This is a genomic window from Rhizobium ecuadorense (assembly GCF_001187535.1).
GTDB classification, from domain to species: domain Bacteria; phylum Pseudomonadota; class Alphaproteobacteria; order Rhizobiales; family Rhizobiaceae; genus Rhizobium; species Rhizobium ecuadorense.
On record NZ_LFIO01001436.1, the window covers coordinates 1 to 223 of the forward strand.

Consider the following 223-nt stretch of genomic DNA (forward strand, 5'->3'; position numbering starts at 1 on the left):
CTTCAGCTCTCCCTGAAAGCTGCCGATCGGGGTGCGCGCCGCACCGACGATGACGATGGGATCCTGCAATGTCATGTTTCCTCCTCTGGGCAACGCGCTCACCGCGCGCCCATCCGCAATGCGCCGTCGAGGCGGATGACCTCGCCGTTCAGCATGTTGTTTTCCAAGATATGGCGTACCAGCCCGGCAAATTCCGCCGGCCGACCGAGCCGCGGTGGAAAGG

At 63.7% G+C, this 223-nt stretch carries 1 pseudogene; it reads right to left on the reverse strand.

Annotation, left to right across the window (positions count from 1 at the left end):
- Positions 1-98: 98 nt before the first annotated feature.
- Positions 99-223, reverse strand: a pseudogene (locus AF337_RS42775) (3-hydroxyacyl-CoA dehydrogenase); the annotation flags it as partial.